Here is a 21827-nt window from a genome sequence, read left to right as displayed (position 1 = left end):
TCTCAACCCCGACAGAAGACACCGCGTTGCACTAGACCCTGGAAACCGCCGCGCTGCGCGCGCGGAGCGGCTCAACCAGCGGAGGGGCGCCGCGGACGGCAGGGCGGAGCGGCTCAACCAGCGGAGGGGCGGCCGGACGGAAGCACGGCTCAGCGCTGCTCGGGCGCCGGCTCCGTCTCGGCCGGCGCGCTCTGCCCCAGGTGCTCCCGCGCGAACTCGAGCGTCTCGACCAGCAGCCGCAGCCGGTCGCGCTCCGAGCGCGCCTGGCGCGTCTTGATCTCGGCGACCACCTGACCCGTCCACTCCTGGGCGGCGAGCATCTGCAGCACCTCCGCGACGGGCTCGTTGCCGTGCCCGGGAACGAGGTGCTCGTCGAACACCTTGTCCTCGTCGGCGGCGACACCGTCGGTGAGGTGCAGGTGCCGCAGCCGCGGGCCGAGATCCAGCGCGAGCTGCATCGAGTCGCGCTTCGCGAGCGCGCAGTGCGAGAAGTCGAGCGTCGCGTGGTCGACATCCATCTCGCTCGGGTCGATGCCCGGCAGGTACGCCTGCCGGTCGGTGCCGCCCATCGCCCACGGGAACATGTTCTCGACCGCGACCTCGATGCCGTGCTTCTGCTCGGTCTGCCGCACCGCATCCACGAACGTCCTGGCGTACTTGCCCTGCCACCGGAACGGCGGATGCACGACCACCGCGGGCGCGCCGACCGCGACCGCGAGCTCCGCGGACCGGTCGAGCTTCACGAACGGATCCCTGCCCCAGACGAACGTCGTCAGCAGCACGACGGGCGCGTGGATCGCCATGATCGGCTGCTGGTAGCGCTCCGACAGCTCGAGCAGCCGCTCGGGGCTGCGCGTCTTCGCGTCGGTGGTCACCATCACCTCGACGCCGTCGTATCCCGCCTCGTGGGCGAGCCGGAATCCGTCCTCGACACCCTTGGGGAAGACGGAGATCGTGCTCAGGCCGACCTTGATCATGCGAACGACGGTAGACCCTCCAGCCTGGAGGACGCGCATCCGCCGATGGCGCGAGCCGATCTGACATGTCCCGGCGGCGTAGGATCGGGCCATGCCTGAGATCGACATCAAACCGCGTTCGCGCGCCGTCACGGACGGCGTCGAGGCCACCACGAGCCGGGGGATGCTCCGCGCGGTCGGGATGGGCGACGGCGACTGGGAGAAGCCGCAGATCGGCATCGCGAGCTCGTGGAACGAGATCACGCCGTGCAACCTCTCGCTCGACCGCCTCGCGCGCTCGTCGAAGGAGGGCGTGCACGCCGGCGGCGGCTACCCGCTGCAGTTCGGCACCATCTCGGTCTCCGACGGCATCTCGATGGGCCACGAGGGCATGCACTTCTCGCTCGTCAGCCGCGAGGTCATCGCCGACAGCGTCGAGACCGTCGTGATGGCGGAGCGGCTCGACGGCACCGTGCTGCTCGCCGGCTGCGACAAGTCGCTCCCCGGCATGCTCATGGCGGCCGCGCGGCTCGACCTCGCGAGCGTCTTCGTCTACGCCGGCTCGATCGCACCCGGCTTCGCGAAGCTCGAGGACGGCACGATCCCGCAGTCGATGACCATCATCGACTCGTTCGAGGCCGTCGGCGCCTTCAAGGCCGGCAAGATCTCGGCCGAGGACCTGCACCGCATCGAGTGCGGCTTCGCGCCCGGTGAGGGCGCGTGCGGCGGCATGTACACGGCCAACACGATGGCGTGCGTCGCGGAGGCGCTCGGGATGAGCCTGCCCGGCTCGTCCACGCCGCTGTCGGCCGACCGTCGCCGCGACTTCTACGCGCGCCGCTCCGGCGAGGCCGTCGTCGAGCTGCTGCGCCGCGGCATCACCGCCCGCGACATCCTCACGAAGGAGGCGTTCGAGAACGCCATCACCGTCGCGATGGTGCTCGGCGGCTCCACGAACGCCGTGCTCCACCTGCTCGCGATCGCGCACGAGGCCGAGGTCGAGCTCACGCTCGAGGACTTCCGCCGCATCGGCCAGCGCTCGCCGCACCTCGCCGACGTCAAGCCGTTCGGCGCGTACGTCGCGCAGGACTTCGACCGCGTGGGCGGGATGCCGGTGGTCATGAAGGCGCTCCTCGACGCCGGCCTCCTCCACGGCGACGTCATGACCGTGACCGGCAGGACCCTGGCCGAGAACCTCGCCGACCTCGACCCGGCCGCGATCGACGGCACCGTCGTCCGCAAGCTCGACGACCCCATCCACGCGACGGGCGGCCTGACGATCCTCGACGGCACGCTCGCGCCCGAGGGCGCGGTCGTGAAGACGGCGGGCTTCGACGCCGAGGTGTTCGAGGGTCCCGCCCGCGTGTTCGACCGCGAGCGCGCGGCGATGGACGCCCTCACCGCCGGCCAGATCCGCGCGGGCGACGTGGTCGTCATCCGCTACGAGGGCCCCAAGGGCGGGCCCGGGATGCGCGAGATGCTGGCCATCACGGCCGCCATCAAGGGGGCGGGCCTCGGCAAGGATGTATTGTTGCTGACAGACGGCAGATTCTCAGGCGGCACAACCGGCCTGTGCATCGGCCACATCGCCCCTGAGGCGGTCGACTCCGGTCCGATCGCCTTCGTGCGCGACGGAGACCGCATCAGGGTCGACATCGCCGCTCGCTCGCTTGACCTGATCGTCGACGAGGCAGAGCTCGCCTCCCGGCGTGAGGGCTGGGAGCCGCTGCCCCCGCGCTACACGCGCGGAGTCCTCGCCAAGTACGCACGACTCGTGCGATCCGCCGCCACCGGCGCGGTCACCGGCTGACGCCGGGTCCGTACGAGAGTCAAGCCAGGAGAGCCATGTCCATCGCACCCAGGCCTGCCGCACCGCGCAGCGCCGAACCGCCGGTCCTGACCGGTTCGGGGGCCGTCCTGCGGTCGCTCGAGCTGCTCGGCGTCGAGGACGTCTTCGGCATCCCCGGCGGCGCCATCATCCCGTTCTACGACGAGCTCATGCAGCAGTCGGCGATCCGCCACATCCTCGTGCGCCACGAGCAGGGCGGTGGCCACGCCGCCGAGGGCTACGCGGCCGCGACCGACCGCGTCGGCGTCTGCATCGCCACGAGCGGCCCGGGCGCGACGAACCTCGTGACCGCGATCGCCGACGCCTACATGGACTCGGTGCCGCTCGTCGCGATCACCGGCCAGGTGTTCAGCCACCTGATCGGCACGGATGCGTTCCAGGAGGCCGACATCACCGGCATCGTGATGCCGATCACGAAGCACTCGTTCCAGGTCTCCCGCGCGGAGGACGTGCCCGGCGTCATGCGCGCGGCCTTCCACATCGCCTCCACCGGCCGTCCCGGTCCCGTGCTCGTCGACATCACGAAGGACGCGCAGCAGGGGTCGGCGCCGTTCGTCTGGCCCGAGACGATCGACCTGCCCGGCTACCGCCCGGTGACGAAGGCGCATGGCAAGCAGGTCGCGGCCGCCGCGACCCTGCTCGCCGAGGCCAAGCGCCCCCTGCTCTACGTCGGCGGCGGCGTCATCCGCGCCCACGCGTCGGCAGAGCTGCTCGAGTTCGCCGAGGCGACCGGTGCCCCGGTCGTCACGACGCTGATGGCGCGCGGCGCCTTCCCCGACTCGCACCCCCAGCACCTCGGCATGCCCGGCATGCACGGCTCGGTGCCGGCGGTGCTCGCGTTCCAGGAGTGCGACCTGATCCTCGCGCTCGGCGCCCGCTTCGACGACCGCGTCACCGGCAAGGTGAACGAGTTCGCGCCCGGCGCGAAGGTCATCCACGTCGACGTCGACCCGGCCGAGATCTCCAAGATCCGCCCCGCCGACGTGCCGATCGTCGGTGACGTGCGCGACGTGCTGAGCGACCTGTCGATCGCGTTCCAGGAGCGCGCCGCGAGCGCCCGCACCGACCTCACCGACTGGTGGGAGCGGCTGCACGGCCTGCAGGAGCGCTTCCCGCTCGGCTTCTCGGAGCCGAGCGACGGCAAGCTCGCCCCGCAGCACGTCATCCAGCGCATCGGTGAGCTCACCGGTCCCGAGGCGATCTACGCCTCGGGCGTCGGCCAGCACCAGATGTGGGCGGCGCAGTTCATCAAGTACGAGCGCCCCAACTCGTGGCTCAACTCCGGCGGCGCCGGCACGATGGGCTACGCCGTGCCCGCGGCGATGGGCGCGAAGGTGGCGGAGCCCGAGCGCGTCGTGTGGGCGATCGACGGCGACGGCTGCTTCCAGATGACCAATCAGGAGCTCGCCACCTGCACGCTCAACGACATCCCGATCAAGGTCGCGATCATCAACAACTCGTCGCTCGGCATGGTGCGGCAGTGGCAGAGCCTGTTCTACGAGGGCCGGCACTCGTTCACCGACCTCGAGACCGGCGACGACGCGAAGATGATCCCCGACTTCGTCAAGCTCGGCGAGGCGTACGGGTGCCTGGCCATCCGCGTGACGAAGGCTGAGGAGATCGACCCCGCGATCAAGCTCGCGCTCGAGACGAACGACCGCCCGGTCGTCATCGACTTCATCGTGTCGAAGGACGCGATGGTGTGGCCGATGGTGCCGCAGGGCGTCTCGAACTCCTTCGTGCAGTACGCCAAGGAGCACAGCCCGGTGTGGGAGGAGGAGTGATGAGCACGCACGTCCTGTCGCTGCTGGTCGAGGACAGGCCCGGCCTGCTGACCCGCGTCGCCGCGCTCTTCGCGCGCCGCGGCTTCAACATCGACTCGCTTGCGGTCGGCAAGACCGAGGTGCCCGGCCTCAGCCGCATCACCGTCGTCGTCGACGTCGAGGACCTGCCGCTCGAGCAGGTCACGAAGCAGCTGAACAAGCTCGTCAACGTCGTCAAGATCGTCGAGCTCGAGCCTGGCCAGTCCGTGCAGCGCGAGCACCTGCTCGTCAAGGTGCGCGTCGACAACTCCACGCGCTCGCAGATCCTCGAGGCAGCGACGCTGTTCCGCGCCCGCGTCGTCGACGTGACGACCGACGCGCTCGTCATCGAGGTCACGGGCGACTCTGCCAAGTGCCAGGCGCTGCTGAAGCTGCTCGAGCCCTACGGCATCAAGGAGATCGCGCAGTCCGGCCTGCTGGCCATCGGTCGCGGCGGCAAGTCCATCAGCGAGCGCGTCCTCAAGTCCGACGCGCGCTGACCACAGATCTGAACCACAAGCAAGGAGACACCATGACCGAGGTCATCTACGACGACGGTGCCGACCTGGGCATCATCCAGGGCAAGAAGGTCGCCGTCATCGGCTACGGCTCGCAGGGACACGCGCACGCGCAGAACCTGCGCGACTCGGGCGTCGAGGTCCGCGTCGGCCTGCAGCCGGAGTCGAAGAGCCGCGCGAAGGCGGCGGAGGCCGGCTTCGAGGTCGGCACGCCGGCCGAGGTCGCAGCCTGGGCGGACGTCGTCGTCCTGCTCGCGCCCGACCAGCACCAGCGCCACATCTACAACGACGAGATCGCGGCGTCGATGGGCGAGGGCAAGACGCTGCTGTTCAGCCACGGCTTCAACATCCGGTTCGGCTACATCGACGCGCCCGAGGGCGTCGACGTCGTGCTCGTCGCGCCCAAGGGCCCCGGCCACACCGTGCGCCGCGAGTTCCAGGCCGGCCGCGGCGTGCCCGTGATCGTCGCCGTCGAGAAGGATGCGTCGGGCTCGGCGTGGCAGACGGCATGGTCGTACTCGAAGGCGATCGGCGGCCTCCGCGCCGGCGGCATCACCACGACTTTCACCGAGGAGACCGAGACCGACCTCTTCGGCGAGCAGGCCGTGCTCTGCGGCGGCGTCTCGCAGCTCGTGCAGTACGGCTTCGAGACCCTCACCGAGGCCGGCTACCAGCCGGAGATCGCCTACTTCGAGGTGCTCCACGAGCTGAAGCTCATCGTCGACCTCATGTGGGAGGGCGGCATCGCCAAGCAGCGCTGGTCGATCTCCGACACCGCCGAGTACGGCGACTACGTCTCGGGCCCGCGCGTCATCGACCCGAGCGTCAAGGAGAACATGCAGGCGGTGCTCAAGGACATCCAGAACGGAGCCTTCGCCGAGCGCTTCATCGGCGACCAGGACGCTGGCGGCCCCGAGTTCCAGGCGCTCCGCGCCAAGGCCCAGGGCCACCCGATCGAGGCGACCGGACAGAAGCTCCGCAGCCTGTTCGCGTGGGAGCAGCCCGACGCCGACTACGTCGACGGCAGCGCGCAGCGCTGACCCACGGTCGAACGCGAGAGAGGGGAGCCCGGAGGGCCCCCTCTCTTGCGTCTCCGCCGCTTCCCGCGTTGAGTGGGGCTCATGAGCTCACTCTGGCAAGCGACCGGTCCCACCATCGCCCTCGACCCTGCCGGTGACCGCGACGGCTTCGACGTCGCCGTCGTCGGCGCGGGCATCACCGGACTGACCTCGGCGGTGCTGCTGGCGGCCGCGGGCGCCCGCGTCGTCGTCCTCGAAGCACGTGAGGTGGGGGCCGTGGCGACCGGCGGCACGACCGCGAAGCTCAGCCTGCTGCAGAGCGACCGCCTCCACCGCATCCTCGGGCTCGCGCGCCGCGATGCGGTCCGCGCCTTCGTCGACGGCTCGCTCGAGGGCATCCGGCAGCTGCGCGCGCTGCTCGTCGACACCGACGCAGCACAGTCGAGATCCGCGGTCTCGTTCGCCTTCACCGCCGAGGGCGCCGAATCGCTCGAGCGCGAGCTGGTCGCAGCGGCCGAGCTCGGGCTGCCGGTCGAGCGCGGCGGCGCGGAGTCGCTGCCCTTCGAGACCACCGGCGCTCTCCAGCTGGCCGACCAGGCCCAGCTGCACCCGATGGCTGTGCTCGGCGTGCTCGCCGACCAGCTGCGGGCGCACGGCGGCACGATCGTCCGCGCGAGCGTGCGCCGGGCGCGCGTCAAGGGGCGGGGCGTCGAGCTCGAGACGGATGCGGGCACCTGGACGGCGGGCTCGGCCGTGCTCGCGACGGGGGCGCCCGTGCCCGCTCGCGGCACGTCGGCGCTCCTGTCCGCGCACCGCTCCTACGCCTCCTCCTACCGCACGTCGGGTCCGCTGCCCACGGTCATGGCGCTCAGCGTCGACTCGCCGGGCCGCTCCCTGCGCACCGCGACGATCGCGGGCGAGGAGGTGCTCGTCGCCGGCGGCCCCGGCCACACCGTCGGTCGGCACCCCGACCCGCGCCGGCTCGTCGCCGAGCTCGACGGCTGGGTGCGCGAGCTCTGGCCCGACGCGGAGCGCACCCACACCTGGAGCGCGCAGGACTACCGCACGCCCGACCGGCTGCCCTGGATCGGCGCCCGCCCGGGATCGCGAGGGCGCGTGCTGCTCGCGACCGGGTTCGACAAGTGGGGCATGTCGAGCGGCGCGATGAGCGCCGTCGCGATCGCCGGCCGCCTCAGCGGCGAGGAGCCCGAGTGGGCGCGCACGCTGCGACGGCGCGCGGCGACGCCGGTCGCGGTCGGCACGCTCGCCGGGACGGTCGCCGCGACGGCGCGCGCACAGGTGGTCGCCACCGCGGAGTCGCTCGCGCCGCCGACCACGCCGGCCGAGGGCGAGGGCGTGCTCGGCCGGCGCGGCGCACGACTGGTCGCCGTCTCGACCGTGAACGGTGAGACGCGCGAGGTCTCGGCGGTCTGCCCGCACGTGGGCGCGCGCGTGCGCTGGAACGCACAGGAGCGCAGCTGGGACTGCAGCGCGCACGGCTCGCGCTTCGCGCCCGACGGCTCCCGTCTCGAGGGGCCGACGGCGTGCCCGCTCCGGCAGCTCACCGCCGAGCGCTGAATCCTGCAGTGCACGCCCCGGGGCGTCCGAGTGGGATGGTGGGGGAGTGCAGGATGTGACGGAGGGCCAGTCCGTCGCCCGGTCGTATGAGCGCTGGGCGACCGTCGAGGCGGACGGGCGCTCGCCCCGCTACGCCGAGTGGGCGCGCGGCGTCGCTGCCGATCCGGCGCTGTGCGCCGCGATCGCCGAGCTCGAGCCAGCCAAGCGGCAGCCGAACCTGCTCTTCGCCGCGGCGCGCTTTGAAGGGGTGCCCATCGCGCCATGGGGTGACGTGCGCGACATGGTCGTCGGCGCCTGGGACCGCATCCGCTCGACGATGCGAGCCCGCATGACGCAGACGAACGAGGCGCGGCGGATGGCGACGATGCTGCCCGCGATCGCGCACCTGCGCGGACCGATCGCGCTCGTCGAGGTCGGCGCCTCCGCGGGCCTGTGCCTCTACCCCGACCGATGGCGCTACCGCTTCGGTCCCGGCAAGTACGTCGGCGACCGGTCGCTGCCGCTGCTCGAGACGCAGGCGTCGCCGTCGACGCCGCTGCCGGAGCGGCTGCCGTCGGTCGCGTGGCGTGGCGGCATCGACCTCAACCCGCTCGACCCCGCCGACGCCGACACGAAGGCGTGGCTCGAGGCGCTCGTCTGGCCGGATGCGACCGGCGGCGTCGACGGCGCCCGAGTCGACCGACTGCGCACCGCGATCGCGATCGCGCGACGCGAGCGATCGCGTGTGCGGCGGGGTGACCTCACCACCGACACGCGCGCGCTCGTCGAGGAGGCGGCCGAGCACGCGCGGACGGTCGTCGTGTGGCACTCGGCGGTGCTCGCGTACGTGCCCGCGTACGAGCGGGCCAGCTTCGCCGACCTCATGGGCGAGCTGCGGGTGACGTGGGTCGCGAACGAGGGCTCGACGCTCGAGATCGGACCGCCCGCACCCTGGGCGGAGCCCGGCGACTTCATGCTCCGCCGGAACGCCGAGCCGGTCGCGATCACCGACCCGCACGGCGCCTCCGTCACCTGGATCGACGACATCGCGAGATAAGGGAGACCGCGATGCGCGAAGGGCCGGATGCAGCGCACCCGGCCCATCGCATCGATCGGACTACGCCGCGACGACGGACGTGCGCTTCGCACCCCGCACGAAGGGTGCGGCGATGATCGCGACGACGCCGAGCACGCCGCCGACCGTGAACGCGAGCTGCGTGCCGCTCGACTGGGCGTCGGCGGGGGCGAGGCCGCTCGAGGCGGCCGCCGCGACGCCGATGCCCATCGCCGCGACGAGCACGGCGGTGCCCGCGGCGCCCGCGAGCTGCTGGAGCGTGTTCATGACCGCGCTGCCGTGGCCGTAGAAGCGCGGCTCGAGTCCGCCGAGCGCCGCGGACATGAGCGGCGTCATGATGAGCGCCATGCCGACGCAGAAAGTGACGTTCATCGCGATGACCACGGCGAGGTCGGTCGTCGCCGTGATGGTGCTCGACCACCACTGACCGCCCGCGAGCAGCACCGCGCCGGGGATGACGAGCGGGCGCGGCCCCACCTTGTCGCTGATGCGGCCGACGAAGGGGGAGAGGATGCCCTGCACGAGTCCGCCGGGAAGCATGACGAGGCCCGTGGTGAGCACGCTGAGGCCCATCGCGCTCTGCAGGTGGATCGGCAGCACGATGACGGTGCCGAGCATCGTCGCCATCGCCATCATCACGACGACGACCGAGACCGAGAAGTCGCGCACCCGGAATGGGCGCAGGTCGAGCAGCGCGCCGTCGCTCCGGCGCTGCAGCCGCACCTGCCGCGTCGCGAACGCGACCAGCACGACGAGGCCGATGCCGAGGGCGACGGGCCCGGTCCAGTCGCCCCGCAGCGTCGCGCCCGCGGTCGCGAGGCCGTAGACGATGCCGCCGAACGCGACGAGGGAGAGCAGGACCGACAGCAGGTCGAGCGGCACCCTGCGAGTCTCGCCGCCGGTGCGGATCGCGGGGAGCCCGACGACGAGTGCGACCACTGCGGCTGCGCCCATGATCCAGAACAGGGTGTGCCAGCTCCAGGAGTCGACGACGATGCCCGAGACGGTCGGGCCGATCGCGGGGGCGACCGAGATCACGACCGAGGTGAGGCCCAGCATCGTGCCGCGGTGCTGCGGCGGCACCGACGTGAGCGTCGTGGTCATGAGCAGCGGCAGGATGATGGCGGTGCCGCCGGCCTGCACGATGCGGCCGAGCAGCAGCAGCTCGAAGCCGGGTGCGAGCGCCGCCAGCAGCGATCCGAGCGCGAAGAGCGCGAGCGCGGCGCCGAACAGGGCGCGGGTCGTGAAGCGCTGGATGAGGAAGCCCGTCGTGGGGATGACGACGGCCATCGTCAGCAGGAAGCCGGTCGTGAACCACTGACCGTGCTCGGCGGTGATGCCGAAGTCGGCCATGATCGGCGGCAGCGCGACGCTCAGCACCGTCTCGTTGAGGATCATCATGAAGGCCGACACCACCAGGATGCCGATGGTCAGACCGACGCGGCGGGGCGCGACCCGCTCGGGGTCGCCGGTCACCTCGTTGCCGTCGAGGTTGTCGACGCCGAGCTCGTCGACGGTCGGGTGGGGGTGCGTCATAGGTGATCTCTCTCGCTCTAGGGAACGGTCGATCATGTCACAGTGTGCCACTTTGGCGTAAGTTGTCATCTGGCGAGCGTGGGGGACCGATCGCGTGTGAGGATTGGCGGATGGACGGGGACGTGCCGGCGGGCTTGCGTGAGCGGCGGCGGCTCGACACGCAGCTCGAGATCCACGAGGCAGCGCTCTCGCTGTTCGAGGAGCAGGGTCTCCAGGCGACGACGGTGCAGCAGATCGCGGATCGGGCCGGCATCTCGCACCGCACCTTCTTCCGCTACTTCGCGAGCAAGGAGCAGGCGGCACTGCCAGGACAGCGCCGCCTCCTGCGTGCCTTCGAAGGACTCGAGATCGACGCCGACGGGCCGGGCGACGTGCTGCGGGCCATCGAACGGATGGCCATCGCGGCGATGGAGGAGGAGCGCGCCGGTCGGCTCGAGGAGCACCGGCGCATCACCCGGCTGCTCGCCGCGGAGCCGGCGCTGCAGGCGGTCGCCGCCGGGCAGGAGCTGCTGCTCGTCGAGGCGCTCCATGACCGCTTGGCCGCCCGGCTGCCCGAGTGGCCGACGACTCGCGCCCGTCTGGTCGCCGAGATCGCGGTCGTCACCTGGCGCACCGCGTGGCAGCGCTGGGGCGAGCTCGCGATGCAGGGCGAGGAGCTGGAGCCTGCTGACGTGTTCCGTGAGTGCGCCGCGGACCTGCGGGTCATCGTCGGCTGAGCGGTTCAGAAGGGGGTTTCGGGCAGTGGCCCGATCACGCCCTTCCAGAGCCATTCGCTGTAGCTCTCGGTGAACCGTGGCCCGACCGGCTCGGGTTCGTCGACGTAGACCCGCCCGTCGGGGGAGGTCCACTCGAGCACCCCGTGGCCGAGCTGGCGGACGGTCCAGTGCCTGCCGCCGGCGAGGATGGCGCCCTTGAGCATGTGATGTCGGCGGCAGAGGTGGGCGAGGTTGCCGAGCGACGTGGTGCCGCCGTCGGCCCAGGGAATGGTGTGGTCGAGGTCGGCGTGCTCCGCCTTGGCGGTGCAGCCCGGCCATCGGCAGCGCTGGTCGCGCTCGCGCAGCAGCCGTCCGAGCTTCCGCGGCACCCGGTACCCGTCGACCGCGACCACGTGCCCCTTGACCGGGTCGGTGAACACCCGACTCCAGAGCTTCGTCACCCCGGCGAGGAAGCGGGCCGTGGCCGGGTCGACCAGCTGCCCGGTCCGCAAGCGGGCCGGGTCGCTGCCGTCGTCGTCGCCGAGGAGGACGGTGGCGGGGATGACGATGCTGACCTGGGCGCGGAGGCCGCGCAGCGCCTGGTCGGTGGGTTCGCCGGTGAGGGCGAGGTCGCAGAGCGCGTCCGCGCGCCGCTGGTCGATGGTGCGCGGATCGTCGGGGTCGGCGGCGGCGCCCGCGCGGGCCATCTGCGTGACCCGGTCGAGGATGCCGTGGGCGAGCACGGTGGGGACGAGCGCGCGGAGGATCGACATGCCGTCGCCGAGGTCGGTGACGGTCACCTCCCGCTCGTCGCGGGCGGCGCGGTGCCGCTCCGTCAGCGGCTGCTCAAGCAGCGCCTCGAGCTGCCGGCGGGCGATCGCCCGCAACCGGCCGGGCGTCGTGGTCTTCGCGTGGGGCAGGAGCGCCGCCTCGAACGCGGCCCGCGCCTCGGGGCTCTTGAGCGGTGCGCCGATCTCGGCGATCACCATGAGGTGGCCGCGGCCGATCGCGGCCTCGCCCCACGCGCGCAGCGTCGCGGGCCAGCGCTCGACGGTGTCCATCGCCTGGCCGACCTCGGCCTCGACGGTGCGGTCGCTGCGCCGCTGCTGCAGCGCCAGCTCGTTCGCGAGATCGCGCATCGCGATGCCGGGGTCGAGGCGCGCCTCGGCGGCCTCGTCGATCGCGAGCCGGCCGAGCCCGGCGAGCAGGTGCGTCCGGATCGCCTGCATCGACGCGATCGCCGCATCGACGTCGACCACCGCCCGCATCGCCGACGCACGCACGCCCTCGACCGGCGCCAGCGGCTCGACCGGCGCGACCGTCTCGAGCTCGCCGCCCGCGGCCGTCGCTACCACCGCCTCGCCCGGCCGCGGCCCGCGCAACCACAGCGGACCCTCGAGCACCGCCGGATCCAGCGGCACCGGCACGACCCCGACCGGGACCCTCCTGGCTGCCAGTGTCTTCGTCGACATGCAGGCACTCTCCCACGGGCCACTGACACGGAACGGGGCCTGTGGACAACCTCGAGAACCCGTCTCCGGGGGCCCGACCGAGGCACGGCGCGCGCCCCCCGGCTAGGCTTGATCGAGTGAGCCGTGACGAGGATGCCCTCCGCTGGGAGGGCGACGACGAGGTCGACGGCCTCGCCGTCGGCGACCATGAGGGTGCTCCGGAAGCCCAGCCCGACGCATCCGCCGTGGTCGTCCCGCGCGCCTCGCGCCGCCGTGGCCCCGTCGGCTGGTTGCTGCTCGCGCTCGCCGTCGCCGCGACCGCCGGTTGGGTCGTCATCATCGTGGCGAACCCCGTGCAGCAGCCGAGCCTGCTGGGCCTGGCGATGTACCAGCTCGGCGAGCTGCTCGCGGCGATCGCGCCGCTGCTGTGGTGGTTCCTCGTCGACCGGCTCGCGCCGCGACGCCGCCGCGTGCCGCTGTGGATCGTCGGCCTCGTCGTGACGGCACCGTGGCCGCTCGTCGCCGGAGTGCTGGCATGAGCGCCGAGATGCGCGCCGACGGCGGCGCGAGCGCCGCACGGGCACCGCGCGAGGAGCGCCCGGGCGACGCGTGGATCGTGGCGCTGCTGTTCGCGCTCGCCTTCGGCTACGACACGGTCGAGGCGGTCACGAACCTGCAGCAGCTGCCGCTGCTCTACGTCGGTGCCGGCATCGAGGCATCGATCCCGTGGTGGCTGCTGATCGCGCAGGTCGCCCTGCCCGTGCTCCTGTTCGCCGCCGCGCTGTGGATCGGGCGACGGATGCGGCTGGTGGCGAAGGCGGGCGTGCTGCTGGTCGCGATCGCGGTGAGCGCGCAGCAAAGCCTGCTCGCCGAGCAGCTCGCGCGGCAGATCGCCGTGACGGCGCTGGGCGGCTGACGCCGCGCGTCAGATCACGCCGCGCCTCAGATCACGCTGCGCCTCAGATGACGCTGACGAGCAGCAGCAGGCCGAGCACGGCCTGACCGATCGCACGCGGCACGAGCGGCACCGCGGCGGCGCCGAAGCGCTCCGGCTCCCGCGCCGCCTGCGCGTTCGCGGGGAAGACGGCGATGAGGAGCGCGATGAGCGCGAGCGCGGCCGCGAAGCGCACGCCCCACCAGGGTGCGAGCAGTCCGATCCCGCCGAGGATCTCGGCGATGCCGGAGACGACGACGAGTGTGGGCGCCCAGCGGCGCTCGGGGCCGGCGAGCGAGGCGGGGATCATCGCGGCCATCGTCCGCCGCACGCGCGGGACGAAGTGGGCCGCGCCCATCCCGACGAAGACAAAGGCGAGGATGATGCGCAGCACGAGCTGCGCGATTGCGAAGGCGTCCATCCCCTCCATCCTCCCGCACCTCGGCACCGGCGACCGACGGTGACGCCTCAGCGCGCATGTTGCCCGGGGTGACGCCCGCGACAGGACGAGCACGCGTCGCTCGGTACGCTGGTCGCGGCACGACGAGGTGCTGCCACCCACCGCACCGCGCAAGGAGTCCGCATGTCCAAGCCCGTCGTCCTGATCGCCGAGGAGCTCTCGGCCGCCACCGTCGACGCCCTCGGGCCCGACTTCGACATCCGTCACGTCGACGGCACCGACCGCGAGGCGCTCTTCTCGGCCCTCGCCGACGCATCCGCCGTGCTGGTGCGCAGCGCGACGCAGCTCGACGCCGAGGCGATCGCGCACGCGCCGCAGCTGAAGGTCATCGCGCGGGCGGGCGTGGGCCTCGACAACGTCGAGATCCCCGCGGCCACCGCGGCCGGCGTCATGGTCGTCAACGCCCCGACCTCGAACATCGTCTCGGCCGCCGAGCTCGCGATCGCGCACCTGCTGGGCCTCGCTCGCCACATCCCTGCGGCGGATGCGTCGCTCAAGCGCGGCGAGTGGAAGCGCAGCGCCTACACGGGCGTCGAGCTGTACGAGAAGACGGTCGGCATCGTGGGCCTCGGCCGCATCGGCGTGCTCGTCGCCGAGCGCCTCGCCGCGTTCGGCACCAAGCTCATCGCGTTCGACCCGTTCGTGAGCCCCGCCCGCGCCGCGCAGCTCGGCGTCGAGCTGCGCTCGCTCGACGAGCTCATGGCCGAGAGCGACTTCATCACGATCCACATCCCGCGCACGCCCGAGACGGTCGGCCTCATCGGCGCCGCGCAGTTCGCGCTCGCGAAGCCCAGCCTGCGCATCGTCAACGCGTCGCGCGGCGGCATCATCGACGAGGCCGCGCTCGCGCAAGCGCTGCGCGACGGCACGATCGCCGGCGCGGGCATCGACGTCTTCGTCTCCGAGCCGCCGAAGGACGACGCGCTCACGAGCGCCCCGAACATCCAGGTCACGCCGCACCTCGGCGCCTCGACCGACGAGGCGCAGGAGAAGGCCGGCGTCGCCGTCGCGCGCTCGGTGCGGCTCGCGCTGTCGGGCGACCTGGTGCCGGATGCGGTGAACGTCGCGGGCGGGATCATCGACGAGTACGTGCGTCCCGGCATTCCGCTCGCCGAGCGCCTGGGCCAGTTCGCTGCGGGCCTCGCCGCCGGTCCGGTCGAGGCCGTCGACGTCGCCGTGCATGGCGAGCTCGCCGCCTACGACGTCAAGGTGCTTCGGCTCGCGGCGCTCAAGGGCTTCTTCTCGTCGATCGTGAGCGAGCAGGTCACGTTCGTGAACGCGCCGGTGATCGCGGAGTCGCGCGGCGTCACGAGTGCGCTGACGGCCGACGAGCGCAGCGAGGAGTACCGCAACGTCATCGAGATCGTCGCCGCGATGAGCGACGGTCGCCGGGTGAGCGTCGAGGGCACGCTCACCGGGCCGAAGCAGGTCGAGAAGATCGTCGGCGTCAACGGCCAGTCGGTCGAGGTGCCGATGGCCGACCACTTCGTCGTCATGGAGTACGCGGACCGGCCCGGCATCGTCGCGGCCTACGGCGCCGCGTTCGGCGAGGCGCAGATCAACATCGCCGGCATGCAGATCGCCCGCAGGTCGGCCGGCGGTGACGCGCTGTCGATCATCACGATCGACCAGGCGGCGCCCGAGCAGCTGCTCGAGCAGGTCGGCACCGCGATCGAGGCGACCACCATCCGGCAGATCGGCATCCGCGCGCTCTGAGGCGCTATTCGCGCACGGCGACGAGCGGGTCGCCGGTCGCGAGCCCGGCTCTGGGCGTGTCCCACGGACAGCCCCTCGCCCCGATGGGGTCGTCGGTCCGCGGCGTGCACACGTCCATCGTCGACAGGAACGCCTCGGCGAGCGCCCGCGGGGTGCCGTAGCCGGGGAGCGGTCCGTCGGACTCCTCGCGCCAGACGGCCACAACGGTGATGTCCAGGCCGAAGTAGCCACCCGTCGCGAACCCCTGGACGTCCTGGGCGAAGACCACGAGCAGCCCGGGGTGGCAGTCCCATCGCTCGATGCACAGCTCGAGCGCACGGCTGCCGATGTCGGTGCACGGACGGTTCTGGGACTCCTGGCAGTATCGGTCGACCCAGGCGAGCACGGTCGTCAGCGATTCGTCCCCGTTGCGGGGCGCCGACCACACGCTCACCCGGATGTCGCCCTCGGGCGATGTGAACGCCTCATGACCGGGGCTGTCGACCCGCTCGGCGTCCTCCGCCATCGTCCAGTCGCGCTGCGACGGCTCCACGGCCCAGTCGGGCGGGTGGCCGATCGCGAAGCCGTAGCGCTCCGAGACGTAGGTGACCCATCCGCTCGTGTCGAGGGCCTCGATCGGTGTCGGCGTCGGCGGGGTGAAGGATGCGGTGGGTGTGGGGGATGCAGTCGGTCCGGTGGACGCTGCCGGCGTCTCGGTCTCGGCGGGTGCCGTGGCGCTGCAGCCCGCAAGCAGCACCATCAGGAGCAGGGCGGCGGTCCGTGCAGCCGTCATGGCTGGGGCCGGACGTCCATCGTCGACAGGAACCCGTCGAGGAGGTCGCGCGCGGTTCCGTAGCCTTCGACCTGCCAGTCCCCAGGCCGCCACACGGCGACGGCGATCATCCCGCCGTCATGCTGGCCGCCGGTGAAGAAGGCCTGGACGTCGGACTCGAAGGGCACCAGCAGGCCGGGATGGCAATCGCGCTGCTCATGGCAGAGGCGCACTGCGCGATCGCCGATCGTCGCGCAACGGACGTTGCCCGACTCGACGCAGTACCGCTCGACCCACGCCTGGAGCGCCACGGGCGTCGCCTCCCCGGGGTAGGGGGTGGCCCATGCGGTGACGAGGACGTCCTCATCGGGGGCGAGGAACCGCTCCTGCGCGTCGTTGTCGAACTGGGTGGAGTCGGCCATCGTCCACGTGCGCTGCGAGGGCGAGACGCTCCAGTCGGGCGGGTGCCCGATCCTGAACCCATAGCGCTCCGAGGTGTACTCGACCCAATCGGCCGTGTCGATCGTCTCGGTGGTCGGTGCGCCGAAGGTCGTCGACGACGGTTCGGGCGAACCGGTCGCCGCCGCGCTCGACTCGACCGGGTCGGCGGATGCCGAAGACGACTCCGTGGGGACCGGTGGGGAGCCGCCGCATCCCGTCACGAGCAGCAGCGCGAGCACGGCGATGGATCTCATCCACATCATGGGGTGACCCCCTTCGAGCCCTCCCACGCTACGCCGGTCCGGTCCGGTGCGGCAGAGGCCATCTGGCGCGCTGTCGGTCCCCGCGGCTAGCGTCGGCCGCATGGACACCAGCAGCCCCGCCCGCATCATCCTCGTCCCCGGCTTCTGGCTGGGCGCATGGGCCTGGGACGAGGTCGCGGCGCTGCTGCGCGCCCAGGGCGACGACGTCGTCGCGCTCACGCTGCCGGGGCTCGAGACCGACCACGGCTCGCCCGGCGACGTCTCGCTCGAGGACCAGGTGGCCGCGATCGAGGCGGCGATCCGGGGCGGCGACGGCCCGGTCGTGCTCGTCGCCCACAGCGGAGCGGCGATCCCCGCGACCGTGGCCATCGACCGCAACGTCGACCGCGTCGCCGCATCCGTCTGGGTCGACACCGCGCCCGTCGTCGACGGCGCCGCGATGGACGCGTCGTTCGAGGGGGATGCGCTGCCGCTCGAGACGCAGTGGGACGACGAGATGGAGCAGGGCTCCATGCGCGACCTCACGCAGGCGCAGCTCGACGAATTCCGCAGCCGCGCCGTGCCGGAGCCCGCGGGCGCCGTGCGCGACGCCGCCCGGCTCAGCGACGACCGGCGTCTCGACGTGCCTGCGACGATCGTGTGCACGGCATACTCGGCGGCCGACTACCGCTCCTACGCGAAGGAGGGCGCCTCGTTCCTCGCAGGCGTGCTCGAGCATCGCGCGCTGACGATGGTCGACCTGCCCACCGGCCACTGGCCGATGTGGTCGAAGCCCATCGAGCTCGCCGCCATCATCGACGTCGCCGCCCGCGCAGCCCGGCGCTGACGCCGCGGCGCCTCAGCGCTCGGGCAGCACCACCCAGACGCTCGCCCCGCCGAGCGGCGACTCCTCGATGCCGATCCGCCCGCCGTGGGCCTCGACGATGCGCCGGCACGTCGAGAGCCCGATGCCGAGCCCGTCGACCTCCGGACCGTCGCCCCGCTCGAGCAGCCCGAACACGCGCTCGCGCTGCTCGACCGGCACCCCGGGGCCGTCGTCGTCGACCGTGAGGCGCCATCCGCCGGTCAGTGCGTCCGCCCGCACCTCGATCGTGGGCGCCGCACCGCTCGCGGCGCTGAACTTGATCGCGTTCGCGAGCAGGTTCTGCAGCAGCGCGCGCAGCTGCGTCGCATCCCCGCTGATCGTGGGCAGCGCACCGACCGAGACGACGGCGCCCGAGGTGCGGATGGGCACGTCGAGGTCGTCGATGACGTCGCGCACGAGCGCGGCCAGGTCGACGACGCCGCGCCGCGGCTGCCCGCCGACGCGCGCGAAGTCGAGCAGGTCGGCGACGAGCGCGCCCATGCGCGCCGCGGCGGCCTCCGCCCGCTCGAGCGCGTGCGCGGCGACGGGCGCGTCGGCGAGCTCCGGGCTGTCGGCGGCGATCTCGAGGAACCCGGCGAGCGCGGTGAGCGGGTTGCGCAGGTCGTGGCTCACCTGCCCGGCGAAGTGCGCGAGCTGCTCGTTCGAGCGACCCAGCTCGCGGGTGATGCGCCGCAGCTCGAGCACGTCGATCACCTGCCGCGCCAGCAGGGCGAGCGCCTGGCTGTCCTGCTCGGCGAGGTCGCCGACCCGCTCGTCGAAGACGCACAGCGTGCCGATGGGCACGCCGGCCGGGGTGATGAGCGGGCTCGACGCGTAGAAGCGCACCTCGGCGATCTCACCGGTGACGAACGGGTTGTCACGGAACCGCTCGTCCTCCCGCGCATCCGGCACCACCACGTGGCCCGGGTGGCGGAACACGACCGCGCACATCGAGTCCTCGCGCGCGCAGACGCTCGCCTCGAAGCCGACCGCGGCGATCTGATGCTGGCTGCGGTCGTCGATGATGTTGATGACGGCGGTCGAGACGCCGCAGATGGTCGCCGCGAGCTGCACCAGGCCCTCGAGGTCGGGCTCCGGCGGTTGCCCGACAACGCGGTACTCGGCGATCGCCTCGCGGCGCGTGATGTCGGCGATGGCGTCGCCGCGCGCGATGTCCTCGATGGTGCTCACGCACGACTCCCTCTGCCGCGGCCCGATCCGGGGCCTCCTGGCGCCAGGCTATCCAGCGCGGCGGCCGAGACCTGCGGATGCGCCGAGCGCGCGGCGCGCGCGGCTCACGCCCCGAGTCGGCGCGCGACGCCGAGGAGCAGCTCGATCTCCTCGCCCGCCCGCGTCGGCTCGAGCGCGCCCAGCGCCGAGCGCAGGTAGACGCCATCGGCGAGCAGCACGACCGTGAGCGCGAGGTCGGCGTCGCCGAGCCGCTCGGCGATGGCCGCGACGTAGTCGTCGTCGAGGCGCTGGAGCGCCGCTCGGGCTGCGGCACCGGCGGGGGATTGGGCGAGCCGGATGACGGCGACCATCGTGCGGTCGAGCGGTGAGCCCGACGCGACGGAGGTGCGCAGGAAGGTCTCGACGATGTCGTCGGCGGCCCGCAGCGACTCGACGTCGGCGGCACCGAGGTCACGGAGCCGCTCGATGAGGCCGGTCGCCAGGTCGGCCTTCGAGCCGAAGTGGTAGAGCAGCCCGCCCTTCGAGACGCCCGCGCGGTCGGCCACCGCCTGCACGGTCGCCGCGCGCTCGCCGTCGTCGATGAGCAGCGTCTCGTAGGCGTCGAGCAGCTGCGCTCGAACGGTGCCGGGGGCGTCGCGGGCCATGAGGCCACCATACCGTTGCCAGCAAACCGTCCAGACGGTACAGTGATCCGGTCGGCTTCTGGTGCATCCGCATCGGGCCGACCGGAGACGGAGAGGGATCATGGACATCCGGCAGCAGCAGGGCCTCGGCCAGGCGAGCACCGAGGCCACGAGTGAGCGGCGCGCGGGGCGTCGCGAGTGGGTGGCGCTCGCGGTGCTCATGCTCCCGGTGCTGCTCATCGCGATCGACAACACCGTGCTCGGCTTCGCGCTGCCGCAGATCGCGCTCGACCTCGAGCCCACCGCTGCCGAGCAGCTCTGGATCGTCGACGCGTACTCGCTCGTGCTCGCGGGGCTGCTCGTGGCCATGGGCGGCCTCGGCGACCGCTTCGGCCGGCGTCGGATGCTGCTCATCGGGGCGACCGGCTTCGCGCTCGTCTCGGTGCTCGCCGCCTTCGCGCCCACCGCGGCGGCGCTCATCGCCGCGCGTGCCGCGCTCGGCTTCTTCGGCGCGATGCTGATGCCGTCGACGCTCTCGCTCATCCGCTCGACCTTCCCGCACCGCGGCGACCGCCGGCTCGCGATCGCCGTCTGGGCGACCGCGTTCTCGGTCGGCAGCGCCGTGGGCCCGACGGTCGGCGGGCTGCTGCTCGAGCACTTCGCGTGGGGCTCGGTGTTCCTCATGGCGGTGCCCGTGCTGCTGCCGCTGCTCGTGCTCGCGCCGCTGCTCGTGCGCGAGAGCCGCGACCCGAACCCGGGCAGGCTCGACCCCATCGGCGTCGTGCTGTCGATCGCGGCGCTCGGCGCGCTCGCGGCCGGCATCAAGCACCTCGCCGTCGACGGGCTCGACCTCGTCGCGCTCGGGCTCGCGGTCCTCGCCGTCGCCGCCGGCTGGGCGTTCGTGCGACGGATGCGTGCGGCCGCCTCGCCGATGCTCGACATCGACCTGCTGCGCATCCCCGCGTTCTCGGGCGCGATCGCCATCAACCTGCTGAGCGTGATGGCGCTCGTCGGCGCGCTGTTCTTCCTGACGCAGCACCTGCAGCTCGTCGATGGGCTCTCGACCCTCGACGCGGCGCTGCTGCTCGTGCCCGGCACGATCGCGATGGTGGCGACCGGTCTCGGCGTGGTCGCGCTCGTGCGCCACATGCCGGCGCACCGCGTCGTCGCGCTCGGGCTCGCGAGCTCGATGGCCGGCTACCTCGTCGTCGCACTCGCCGGCGACGCCCTGTCGCCGTTCCACGTCGCGATCGCCTACGGCCTGCTCGGCGCGGGCGTCGGCGCCGCGGAGACGCTGTCGAACGAGATCGTCGTGAGCACCGCCCCGCCGGAGCGCGCTGGCGCGGCGAGCGCCGTGTCCGAGACCGCCTACGAGCTCGGCGCGGTGCTCGGCACCGCCGTGCTCGGCGGGGTCGTGAGCGCCGTCTACCGCTCGTCGCTCGCGCTGCCGGCGGGCGTGGGTGCCGCCGACGGCGCGGCGGCCCGCGAGACGCTCGCCGGCGCGCTCGACGTGGCCGAGCGGCTGCCCGCACCGCTCGGGGAGGCGCTCGCGGAGGCTGCCAAGGCGGCCTTCGACGCGGGCGCCCTCGCCACCGCGCTGACCGGCGCGGCGCTCATGGCCGCTGCCATCGTCGTCGCGCTCCGCGCCCTGCGTCGCGCCTGACGGCCCCCGGCTCGCGCACGACGAAGGGGCGCCACCTCGATCGGTGGCGCCCCTTCGGCTCGTGGCGCTCGGTTCAGAGCACGTCGTCGCGACGCTCGGTGCGCTCGACGCGGGTGCCGGTGTCGGGGTCGACCGCGGTCCGCGAGACCTGCGAGGTGCGGCCCGAGCGTGCGGCCATGATGATGCCGAGGAGCGTGATGAGCGCGCCGGCACCGAGCACGATCCAGCCGATCAGTTCCCAGTTCGCGCCCTCGACCTGCCACAGCCCGGGGACGGCGAAGGCGATGATCGCGCCGACAGCCATGAGGAAGATGCCGAAGCCGATGCTCAAGGTGCTCTCCGTTCGTTGCGGACGCCCGGGACGCAGGCGGCCTGTGGGGCGAATGTACTGCGTCGTCCCTGGGACGCGGATCCGAACATCCGCGCGGCTAGGCTGTGGTTCGCGGCCCGCGCGGATGCGGTGCCCCACCGACGCGCACCCGG

21 protein-coding genes are annotated in these 21827 nt (G+C 72.7%); 12 read left to right on the top strand and 9 right to left on the bottom strand.

From position 1 onward, the window contains the following. Window positions 1–149: 149 nt before the first annotated feature. Complete coding sequence (locus ACLQ21_RS14290) at window positions 150–977, bottom strand: sugar phosphate isomerase/epimerase family protein (RefSeq protein WP_425664631.1); 828 nt, start codon at window positions 975–977, stop codon at window positions 150–152. A gap of 91 nt (window positions 978–1068) precedes the next feature. On the opposite strand from ACLQ21_RS14290, the gene ilvD reads away from it, so the two are divergent. From ilvD to ACLQ21_RS14260, 6 genes are all read left to right on the top strand, one after another. After that, window positions 1069–2766 (top strand): dihydroxy-acid dehydratase, encoded by a 1698-nt coding sequence (gene ilvD / locus ACLQ21_RS14285; protein ID WP_425664630.1) that lies wholly within the window; start codon window positions 1069–1071, stop codon window positions 2764–2766. Window positions 2767–2801: 35 nt separating this feature from the next. Continuing rightward, complete coding sequence (locus ACLQ21_RS14280) at window positions 2802–4589, top strand: acetolactate synthase large subunit (RefSeq protein ID WP_425664629.1); 1788 nt, start codon at window positions 2802–2804, stop codon at window positions 4587–4589. Beyond that, window positions 4589–5107 carry an acetolactate synthase small subunit gene (ilvN, locus tag ACLQ21_RS14275; protein ID WP_425664628.1) on the top strand — a complete coding sequence of 173 codons (519 nt, stop codon included), beginning with the start codon at window positions 4589–4591 and terminating at the stop codon, window positions 5105–5107. The genes ACLQ21_RS14280 and ilvN overlap by 1 nt, the downstream gene beginning before the upstream one ends. 32 nt (window positions 5108–5139) lie before the next feature. Next, the gene (gene ilvC / locus ACLQ21_RS14270; RefSeq protein WP_425664627.1) at window positions 5140–6165 is read left to right on the top strand and encodes a ketol-acid reductoisomerase; all 1026 of its coding nucleotides are present in this window, start codon (window positions 5140–5142) and stop codon (window positions 6163–6165) included. Window positions 6166–6246: 81 nt separating this feature from the next. After that, window positions 6247–7722, top strand: coding sequence for an FAD-dependent oxidoreductase (locus ACLQ21_RS14265; protein ID WP_425664626.1), 1476 nt, complete (start codon window positions 6247–6249; stop codon window positions 7720–7722). Between the two features lie 46 nt (window positions 7723–7768). Further along, window positions 7769–8758 (top strand): DUF2332 domain-containing protein, encoded by a 990-nt coding sequence (locus ACLQ21_RS14260; protein WP_425664625.1) that lies wholly within the window; start codon window positions 7769–7771, stop codon window positions 8756–8758. Window positions 8759–8818: 60 nt separating this feature from the next. Here ACLQ21_RS14260 and ACLQ21_RS14255 read toward each other — a convergent pair whose 3' ends face one another. Continuing rightward, entirely contained in the window at window positions 8819–10312 is a 1494-nt protein-coding gene (locus ACLQ21_RS14255) for an MDR family MFS transporter (RefSeq protein ID WP_425664624.1), read from the bottom strand. A 110-nt stretch (window positions 10313–10422) separates the two neighbouring features. On the opposite strand from ACLQ21_RS14255, the gene ACLQ21_RS14250 reads away from it, so the two are divergent. Then, window positions 10423–11028, top strand: a complete 606-nt coding sequence (locus ACLQ21_RS14250; protein WP_425664623.1) for a TetR family transcriptional regulator — start codon at window positions 10423–10425, stop codon at window positions 11026–11028. A 5-nt stretch (window positions 11029–11033) separates the two neighbouring features. On the opposite strand, the gene ACLQ21_RS14245 is transcribed toward ACLQ21_RS14250, so the two are convergent. Further along, the gene (locus ACLQ21_RS14245; RefSeq protein WP_425664622.1) at window positions 11034–12479 is read right to left on the bottom strand and encodes a DUF222 domain-containing protein; all 1446 of its coding nucleotides are present in this window, start codon (window positions 12477–12479) and stop codon (window positions 11034–11036) included. Window positions 12480–12595: 116 nt separating this feature from the next. Between ACLQ21_RS14245 and ACLQ21_RS14240 the strand changes: the two genes are divergently transcribed. After that, window positions 12596–12997, top strand: a complete 402-nt coding sequence (locus tag ACLQ21_RS14240; RefSeq protein WP_425664621.1) for a hypothetical protein — start codon at window positions 12596–12598, stop codon at window positions 12995–12997. Then, window positions 12994–13374 carry a hypothetical protein gene (locus ACLQ21_RS14235; RefSeq protein WP_425664620.1) on the top strand — a complete coding sequence of 127 codons (381 nt, stop codon included), beginning with the start codon at window positions 12994–12996 and terminating at the stop codon, window positions 13372–13374. Before ACLQ21_RS14240 ends, ACLQ21_RS14235 begins: the two co-directional genes overlap by 4 nt. 43 nt (window positions 13375–13417) lie before the next feature. Here ACLQ21_RS14235 and ACLQ21_RS14230 read toward each other — a convergent pair whose 3' ends face one another. Beyond that, window positions 13418–13813 carry a DoxX family membrane protein gene (locus tag ACLQ21_RS14230; protein WP_425664619.1) on the bottom strand — a complete coding sequence of 132 codons (396 nt, stop codon included), beginning with the start codon at window positions 13811–13813 and terminating at the stop codon, window positions 13418–13420. Between the two features lie 162 nt (window positions 13814–13975). On the opposite strand from ACLQ21_RS14230, the gene serA reads away from it, so the two are divergent. Then, the gene (serA, locus tag ACLQ21_RS14225) at window positions 13976–15568 is read left to right on the top strand and encodes a phosphoglycerate dehydrogenase (protein WP_425664618.1); all 1593 of its coding nucleotides are present in this window, start codon (window positions 13976–13978) and stop codon (window positions 15566–15568) included. 4 nt (window positions 15569–15572) lie between these two features. On the opposite strand, the gene ACLQ21_RS14220 is transcribed toward serA, so the two are convergent. After that, window positions 15573–16340: a hypothetical protein gene (locus ACLQ21_RS14220; RefSeq protein WP_425664617.1), complete on the bottom strand. Its 768-nt coding sequence runs from the start codon at window positions 16338–16340 to the stop codon at window positions 15573–15575. Next, window positions 16337–17014 carry a hypothetical protein gene (locus tag ACLQ21_RS14215; protein WP_425664616.1) on the bottom strand — a complete coding sequence of 226 codons (678 nt, stop codon included), beginning with the start codon at window positions 17012–17014 and terminating at the stop codon, window positions 16337–16339. Before ACLQ21_RS14215 ends, ACLQ21_RS14220 begins: the two co-directional genes overlap by 4 nt. 109 nt (window positions 17015–17123) lie before the next feature. On the opposite strand from ACLQ21_RS14215, the gene ACLQ21_RS14210 reads away from it, so the two are divergent. Then, entirely contained in the window at window positions 17124–17849 is a 726-nt protein-coding gene (locus ACLQ21_RS14210) for an alpha/beta fold hydrolase (protein ID WP_425664615.1), read from the top strand. Window positions 17850–17861: 12 nt separating this feature from the next. On the opposite strand, the gene ACLQ21_RS14205 is transcribed toward ACLQ21_RS14210, so the two are convergent. Further along, window positions 17862–19058: a sensor histidine kinase gene (locus ACLQ21_RS14205; RefSeq protein ID WP_425664614.1), complete on the bottom strand. Its 1197-nt coding sequence runs from the start codon at window positions 19056–19058 to the stop codon at window positions 17862–17864. Between the two features lie 104 nt (window positions 19059–19162). Then, window positions 19163–19702: a TetR/AcrR family transcriptional regulator gene (locus ACLQ21_RS14200; RefSeq protein WP_425664613.1), complete on the bottom strand. Its 540-nt coding sequence runs from the start codon at window positions 19700–19702 to the stop codon at window positions 19163–19165. A 100-nt stretch (window positions 19703–19802) separates the two neighbouring features. Between ACLQ21_RS14200 and ACLQ21_RS14195 the strand changes: the two genes are divergently transcribed. Continuing rightward, on the top strand, window positions 19803–21344 hold the full coding sequence (locus ACLQ21_RS14195; protein ID WP_425664612.1) for an MFS transporter: 1542 nt from the start codon (window positions 19803–19805) through the stop codon (window positions 21342–21344). Between the two features lie 73 nt (window positions 21345–21417). On the opposite strand, the gene ACLQ21_RS14190 is transcribed toward ACLQ21_RS14195, so the two are convergent. Next, complete coding sequence (locus ACLQ21_RS14190; RefSeq protein ID WP_425664611.1) at window positions 21418–21675, bottom strand: DUF6458 family protein; 258 nt, start codon at window positions 21673–21675, stop codon at window positions 21418–21420. Between the last annotated feature and the right edge of the window lie 152 nt (window positions 21676–21827).

Source organism: Agrococcus sp. DT81.2, assembly GCF_049844935.1.
Classification (GTDB): domain Bacteria; phylum Actinomycetota; class Actinomycetes; order Actinomycetales; family Microbacteriaceae; genus Agrococcus.
The sequence above is the reverse complement of the archived record's forward strand: the minus strand, read 5'-3'. Positions and strand labels throughout refer to the sequence as shown.

Coding starts and splice junctions, on each gene's coding strand:
- ACLQ21_RS14210 (WP_425664615.1), top strand. CDS start 17,124: ATGGACACCAGCAGCCCCGCCCGCATCATCCTCGTCCCCGGCTTCTGG.
- ACLQ21_RS14250 (WP_425664623.1), top strand. CDS start 10,423: ATGGACGGGGACGTGCCGGCGGGCTTGCGTGAGCGGCGGCGGCTCGAC.
- ACLQ21_RS14245 (WP_425664622.1), bottom strand. CDS start 12,479: ATGTCGACGAAGACACTGGCAGCCAGGAGGGTCCCGGTCGGGGTCGTG.
- ACLQ21_RS14290 (WP_425664631.1), bottom strand. CDS start 977: ATGATCAAGGTCGGCCTGAGCACGATCTCCGTCTTCCCCAAGGGTGTC.
- ACLQ21_RS14235 (WP_425664620.1), top strand. CDS start 12,994: ATGAGCGCCGAGATGCGCGCCGACGGCGGCGCGAGCGCCGCACGGGCA.
- serA (WP_425664618.1), top strand. CDS start 13,976: ATGTCCAAGCCCGTCGTCCTGATCGCCGAGGAGCTCTCGGCCGCCACC.
- ACLQ21_RS14220 (WP_425664617.1), bottom strand. CDS start 16,340: ATGACGGCTGCACGGACCGCCGCCCTGCTCCTGATGGTGCTGCTTGCG.
- ACLQ21_RS14255 (WP_425664624.1), bottom strand. CDS start 10,312: ATGACGCACCCCCACCCGACCGTCGACGAGCTCGGCGTCGACAACCTC.
- ACLQ21_RS14215 (WP_425664616.1), bottom strand. CDS start 17,014: ATGAGATCCATCGCCGTGCTCGCGCTGCTGCTCGTGACGGGATGCGGC.
- ACLQ21_RS14280 (WP_425664629.1), top strand. CDS start 2,802: ATGTCCATCGCACCCAGGCCTGCCGCACCGCGCAGCGCCGAACCGCCG.
- ilvC (WP_425664627.1), top strand. CDS start 5,140: ATGACCGAGGTCATCTACGACGACGGTGCCGACCTGGGCATCATCCAG.
- ACLQ21_RS14265 (WP_425664626.1), top strand. CDS start 6,247: ATGAGCTCACTCTGGCAAGCGACCGGTCCCACCATCGCCCTCGACCCT.
- ACLQ21_RS14195 (WP_425664612.1), top strand. CDS start 19,803: ATGGACATCCGGCAGCAGCAGGGCCTCGGCCAGGCGAGCACCGAGGCC.
- ACLQ21_RS14200 (WP_425664613.1), bottom strand. CDS start 19,702: ATGGCCCGCGACGCCCCCGGCACCGTTCGAGCGCAGCTGCTCGACGCC.
- ilvN (WP_425664628.1), top strand. CDS start 4,589: ATGAGCACGCACGTCCTGTCGCTGCTGGTCGAGGACAGGCCCGGCCTG.
- ilvD (WP_425664630.1), top strand. CDS start 1,069: ATGCCTGAGATCGACATCAAACCGCGTTCGCGCGCCGTCACGGACGGC.
- ACLQ21_RS14230 (WP_425664619.1), bottom strand. CDS start 13,813: ATGGACGCCTTCGCAATCGCGCAGCTCGTGCTGCGCATCATCCTCGCC.